Genomic DNA, 6,081 nt, shown 5'->3' with positions numbered 1-6,081 from the left:
CGCACATAGACCATGCCGTTGATCGAGGAGGATCCGCCGATCACCTTGCCGCGCGGTGCGGTGATGCGCCGGCCGTTGAGGTTTGGTTCGGGTTCCGAGAGGTAGCCCCAGTTGTAGCGCCTCATGCTCATCGGCCAAGCAAGCGCTGCCGGCATCTGGATGAACGGCCCGAAGTCGCTGCCGCCCGCCTCGATGACGATCACGCTGTTTCTGCCGTCTTCCGAGAGACGATAGGCGAGGGCCGACCCTGCCGAGCCGGAGCCTATGATGACGAAGTCTGCTTGCATGATGTACACTCAGTATGTGTTGGCCTTCCCCACAAGCGGGAGGGCTTGGCCTCTTCTCAATACGGCGCCGCCACCGGCCCCATGCCCACGTAAACCGTTTTCAACTCCGAATAATGCTCCAGCGCCGCAAGCGAGTTCTCCCGCCCGAAACCGGATTGCTTCGAGCCGCCGAAGGGAATTTCGACCGGGCAGAGATTGTAGGTGTTGATCCAGAGCGTGCCTGCCTCGAGCTGGTCGGCGACGCGGTGGGCGCGCGTCAGATCGGCGGTGAAGACGCCACCCGAAAGGCCGAATTCGGTGGCGTTCGCACGTTCGATGACCTCGGCTTCGTCATCGAAATCGAGCACGCACATCACCGGCCCGAAGATCTCCTCGCGGGCAATGGTCATGCCGTCGGTCACGTCGGCAAACACGGTCGGCTGGACGTAATAGCCTTCGCCGGAAACATTGTTCGGAATGCCGCCGCCGGTGACGAGTGTCGCACCCTCGGCCTTGCCCTTGTCGATGTAGCTCAAGACCTTCTGTCGCTGGTCGAATGAAACCATCGGGCCGAGCTGCGTCGCCTCGTCCATCGGGTCGCCGATCAGGATCGCCTCGGTGCGGGCCTTCAGCCGCTTCAGGAACTCGCCCTTGATCTTCCGCTGCACAAAGACGCGGGTGCCGTTCGAGCAGACCTGGCCCGTCGAATAGAAGTTGCCGAGCATGGCGCCGCCGATTGCGCTGTCGATATCGGCATCGTCGAAGACGATCAGCGGCGACTTGCCGCCGAGCTCCATCGTCACATGTTTGAGGTGGCCTGCCGCGGAGGCGGCGACCTTGCGGCCGGTCGGCACCGAGCCGGTGAGTGACACCTTTGCCACGTCCTTATGGTTGACGAGCAGCGGGCCGGTGTCGCGGTCTCCCTGGATCACATTGTAAAGGCCCTTCGGCAGGCCTGCTTCGTGCAGGATTTCGGCAATCTTCAGCGCGCCGAGCGGCGTGTTTTCCGAGGGCTTGAAGACCATCGCATTGCCGGCGATCAGCGCCGGCGCCCCTTTCCAGCAGGCGATCTGCTGCGGATAGTTCCAGGCGCCGATGCCGACGCAGACGCCGAGCGGCACGCGCTTCGTATAGGCGAAATCGCCGCCGAGCGGGATATAGGAGCCGTTGAGGCCGGCTGCCGCGATGCCGCCGAAGAACTCGAAGCTGTCGGCGCCCGACGTCGGATCAGCGACGATCGTTTCCTGGATCGGCTTGCCGGTATCGAGCGTTTCGAGCTCGGAAAGCTCGCGATTGCGCTCGCGCATGATCTCGGCGGCGCGCTTGAGGATGCGGCCGCGGGCCGTCGGGCTCATCGCCGCCCATTCCGGCTGTGCGCGCCTGGCAGCCGCGATCGCTTTCTCGACGATGGCAGGCGTTGCCGCATGCAGCCGCGCGATCACTTCGCCGGTTGCCGGATAAATGCTTTCGATGACGCTGCCCGCTTCGTCCTCGATATATTCGCCGTCAATGAAGTGCGACGCTTTCGGCTGGGCTTTCATAATTCAATCCTTTGCTTTGTGCGACAGGGCAAAAATTAAGGCTCCTCATTCCTGTGCGGTGAGCCTCATTCGATCCCCCTTAGTTGCATCGTCACATAATCCTCCGTCAGCCCGATCGAAGCCTCGATGTTTATCGGCGCCGATTTCAGACTTTGGCGGATATAGAGCCCGTCGATCATCGCAGCAGCGCCTTCGGCGATGCGTCCTGCGGCATCTGGCGGGCAAAGCTTCTTGAGGTTGGCCAGCAGGTTCGAACGCAGCCGGCGGGCATAGATGACGAGGAAACGGCGCGTCTCTTCCGAGCGCTGCGCTTCGGCATAGAAGGCGAGCCATGCGGCGATCGTTTCCGGCGCGAACTGATCGGCCTGGAAGCTGACCCGGATGACGGCAGAGAGATTTTCGCGTGGGGTACGGGCAGCCTTCAGCGCCGTCACCGTGTCGTCACGCAATTGCCTGAGCAGCGAACGGACCGTCTCGATCAGCAGTTGCTCCTTGCTGCCGAAATAGTGGTGCGCAAGGGCAGGAGACACGCCGGCCTGGCGGGCGATATCGGACATGGTGACGCTCAGCGAGCCGCGATCCGCGATTACGCGCAGCGCAGCGTCGACGAGCGCCTTTCGGCGTAGAGGTTCCATTCCGATTTTCGGCATGAGGGCCAGCTCCGACAGTTCAGCACATATTATTTTTGATTGACTGATCAATCAACAAAAACTTTTTGACGGAATTTGAGAAGGCTCAACCCTTTCCGGCCCGCGATTCTGCAGCATATGAACAGCTATCAGGAGGTGTGTCATGGCTAGCGTCTTCGATGGAGCGCCGTCCTCGTCCCTGCAGTCGAAATGGATATGGTTCGTGGGTCTCGGCGTGCTGCTGTTGATCTGCGGCCTGATCGCGGTCGGAAATCTCCTTCTCGCCACCGTGGTGTCGGTCTATTCCGTGGGAATGCTGATGGTCTTCGGGGGGGTCGTCTATCTCATCCACGCCTTTCAGGTGCGCGGCTGGGAGCACATCCTTTTCTGGGCGCTGAGCGGTGTACTCTACGTCCTCGCAGGCATATTCGCCTTCATCAATCCGATCCTTACCTCCGCTGCTCTGACGCTCTTTCTCGCCGTCGCTCTGCTTGTTGCCGGCGTCTTCCGCGTCTTTATCGGCCGCCGCATGAAGCCGCTCAAGGGCTGGGGCTGGATTGTCGTAAGCGGCGTGGTCACCGCGCTCGCAGGCTTTATCATCGCGCTCGGCTGGCCGGTGAACAGTCTCTGGGTCCTCGGACTTTTCCTCGCGGTCGATCTTATTTTGCAGGGATGGACGATGATTGCATTCGGGATCGGCCTTCGAAGCGTGCAATGAGGCTGTCCACAGGCTGTGCTCACGGAATGTTTCTTTTTTTGACAAGCATGTGAGGCGGGACTAAAATTCAGATACCAAGGCGCCGGCAGATGACATTGCCGGAACAGATGTCATGAGTGGTCATGCATCCCGCGTAGGGCAGGTTCTGTCCCGTAGAAAAACGAAGGGAGGAAGTTCATGCCAATGGTCACAGTTTCCATATCACCGGTCCAGGCAGCAGGCATTCGCGATGCCGTCGATCATGGCGGCTATGCATCGAGCAGCGAGGTTGTTCGTGAGGCGCTGCGCCTCTGGGATGCCGCCCGCAAGCTCGCAGAATATCGCAATGACGTTCTAAATGACGAAGACCGCGCGAGTGGGGGCCGCTGCGTTGCAGATATGTTTGCCGATCACGAAGCGGAGCGCCGCCGGTCCGCCTGATAGGGTCGGGACCTAACCCATTGACCGGAATGCTGAAACATTCCGGTCCGCAACTTTCACAAAAGTTTCACATTGGCGAAAGGGTTCGTTGATGCTTTTTCACCATCTTCGCTGCGAAAAAGAAGACTTCGCAGTGGAGAATTTGGCATGTCTTTGGCTGCCGCCGTCGAACCGGGCGTATTGCGCCGTTATGCCAGCGATCAGATCGTGACGCTCGCGAAACTCGTCATCGAAAATGCTTTCCAGCCAATTGTCGAAGCAGGGACGGGCACGGTCTTCGGCTACGAGTCACTGATGCGCGGGCAGGAACGCATCGGCTTCGATTCTCCTGTTGAAATCCTCGATGAGGCGCATCGCGCCGCCCAGCTGCTGCAGCTGGAGCAGATGGTCGCCAGCCGCGCACTCGCCAAGTTCGCGACGCTCGGCAATTATTCGACTTCGACGCTTTTCCTCAATCTCGACGTTCGGCTGATCCCGCACGGCGACCGCCTGGTTGAAACCCTCCTCCAGCACCTGAAGGCCGCCAACATCCCGCCGTCCTCGGTCTGCTTCGAATTCTCCGAGCGTTTCGACAATACCAGCGTGCCGGAATTCGAGGCGCTGGTTTCCAAGCTCCGCAAGACCGGCTTCAAGCTGGCAATCGACGACTTCGGCGTCGGTCACGGCGAAATGAAGCTTCTTTGCGACTATGCCGTCGATTACCTCAAGATCGACCGTCACTTCGTCGCCGACATCGACCGCATGCCGCGCAAGCGCCACCTGTTGAAGAATATCGTCAACATCGCCCATGTGCTCGGCACCCGGGTGATCGCGGAAGGCATTGAAACCGAAGCGGAATTCCTCGCTTGCCGCGAATATGGCGTCGATCTCGTCCAAGGCTGGTTCATTGCCCGGCCGACGCCGCATACCTCCGAGCTCGTGTCCTCGTTTCCGCATCTGCAGGATCTCGGCAAGAGCAAGCACAACACACAATCGCTCGATGAGATCCTTATCCGCAAACAGATTGAAGTGCTGCCGACAGTTTACGAGAACGACAGCATCGACACGGTCTTCGAGCTCTTTCGCCGCAATCCGCGCCAGGCCTTCTTCCCGGTGTTGAATGCCAATGGCGAGCCGCGCGGCATCATCCATGAGCACCATCTCAAGGAATATATCTACCAGCCCTTCGGCCGCGATCTCCTGAAGAACAAGGTCTATGGCCGCACGATTTCACATTTCGTCGAAATGGCACCGATCGTCGGTCTCGATTCCGACGCCGAGCGGTTGATGACGATCTTCGCCAATATGGAAGGCAGCAACTGCCTGATCCTTACGGACAACATGCGCTATGCCGGCGTCGTCTCCGCTGCCTCACTCATCAAGGTCATCAACGAAAAGCAGTTGAAGACCGCGCAGGACCAAAACCCGCTGACCGGCCTGCCGGGCAACCGCGCCATCCGCGATTTCATGCGCCAGGCCGGTCGCGACGGCGACGAGGTACGGCATTTCTGCTATTGCGACTTCGACAACTTCAAGCCGTTCAACGATGCTTATGGTTTTCATCTCGGCGACCACGCGATCTCGCTCTTCGCCGCGCTGATGCGCCGTTACTTCTTCGCCGAGCGTCATTTCCTCGGCCATGTGGGGGGCGACGACTTCTTCATCGGCGTCATCGGATGGACGAAGGAGGAACTGACCGAGATCCTTGACCGGCTCATCAGCGATTTCCACGAAGACGTCCGCGATCTCTATTCCGACGAGGACCGAGCTGCCGGGCGCATTCGCGGTCATGACCGTGCCGGTGCGGAAGCGCTTTTCCCGCTGATGCGCTGCTCGATCGGTGTCCTTGAGCTGCCGGAAGGCTTGGTGATCGACGACATTAATCGTGTCAGTGCCGAAATCGCGCACATCAAAGCCGAAGCGAAGGAAAGCGCCGACGGGTTGATCTTCCATCCGCTGGGCGAGGCGAATTGACGCCTTTGCCACTTCTCTCCTTCCCAAGCACCGGGCGGTGAATTATCTCCTGGGCTTTCGGAAAGAGGAGACCGTCATGCCCTTGCCAGCGAACATGCGTTTCGTCGACCTGCCGAGCTTCGGCGCGCCGGAAGTCATGAGGATCGCGACCGCACCTGTTCCGGTGCCCGGCGAGGGACAGATCCTCGTTCGCATGCAGGCGATCGGCATCAACCGTCCGGATGTGGCGCAGCGCCAGGGAACATACCCGCCGCCGAAGGATGCAAGCCCCATTCTCGGGCTCGAGCTTTCCGGTGAAGTGGCCGCGATCGGTCCGGGCGTGGCCGGATATTCGCTCGGAGACAAAGTCTGCGGGCTCGCCAATGGCGGTGCCTATGCCGAATATTGCTTGCTGCCCGTTGGCCAGGTTTTGCCGTTCCCGAAGGGTTACGATGCGGTGAAATCCGCAGCCCTGCCGGAGACTTTCTTCACCGTCTGGGCGAACCTCTTCCAGATGGCCGGCCTGACGGAGGGTGATAGCGTTCTCATCCCTGTCTCTTATACACATCTCCGAG

General features: G+C 60.0%; 7 protein-coding genes. 4 read left to right on the top strand and 3 right to left on the bottom strand.

Features of this window, described 5'->3' with window-relative positions; all coding sequences use genetic code 11:
- The 3 genes from C9413_RS26245 to betI form a co-directional block, all read right to left on the bottom strand.
- Window positions 1–287, bottom strand: a 287-nt coding sequence (locus tag C9413_RS26245; protein WP_170251107.1) for a GMC family oxidoreductase N-terminal domain-containing protein, incomplete at its 3' end; no start/stop codon positions are given.
- A gap of 56 nt (window positions 288–343) precedes the next feature.
- Window positions 344–1,807: a betaine-aldehyde dehydrogenase gene (betB, locus tag C9413_RS26240; protein WP_039844237.1), complete on the bottom strand. Its 1,464-nt coding sequence runs from the start codon at window positions 1,805–1,807 to the stop codon at window positions 344–346.
- A 65-nt stretch (window positions 1,808–1,872) separates the two neighbouring features.
- Complete coding sequence (betI, locus tag C9413_RS26235) at window positions 1,873–2,457, bottom strand: transcriptional regulator BetI (protein ID WP_039844238.1); 585 nt, start codon at window positions 2,455–2,457, stop codon at window positions 1,873–1,875.
- 142 nt (window positions 2,458–2,599) lie between these two features.
- Here betI and C9413_RS26230 point away from each other — a divergent pair, with 142 nt between their 5' ends.
- From C9413_RS26230 to C9413_RS26215, 4 genes are all read left to right on the top strand, one after another.
- The gene (locus tag C9413_RS26230) at window positions 2,600–3,154 is read left to right on the top strand and encodes an HdeD family acid-resistance protein (protein WP_039844239.1); all 555 of its coding nucleotides are present in this window, start codon (window positions 2,600–2,602) and stop codon (window positions 3,152–3,154) included.
- Between the two features lie 177 nt (window positions 3,155–3,331).
- A complete protein-coding gene (locus C9413_RS26225) occupies window positions 3,332–3,574 on the top strand; it encodes a type II toxin-antitoxin system ParD family antitoxin (protein WP_022716366.1) in 243 nt (80 codons plus the stop codon).
- Window positions 3,575–3,721: 147 nt separating this feature from the next.
- Window positions 3,722–5,527: an EAL domain-containing protein gene (locus C9413_RS26220; protein ID WP_170251106.1), complete on the top strand. Its 1,806-nt coding sequence runs from the start codon at window positions 3,722–3,724 to the stop codon at window positions 5,525–5,527.
- Window positions 5,528–5,603: 76 nt separating this feature from the next.
- Window positions 5,604–6,081 (top strand): alcohol dehydrogenase catalytic domain-containing protein (locus C9413_RS26215; RefSeq protein ID WP_170251105.1); only part of this gene is annotated, 478 nt, incomplete at its 3' end.

The organism is Rhizobium sp. SEMIA 4085 (assembly GCF_013004495.1).
GTDB classification, from domain to species: Bacteria; Pseudomonadota; Alphaproteobacteria; order Rhizobiales; family Rhizobiaceae; genus Rhizobium; species Rhizobium gallicum.
The sequence above is the reverse complement of the archived record's forward strand: the minus strand, read 5'-3'. Positions and strand labels throughout refer to the sequence as shown.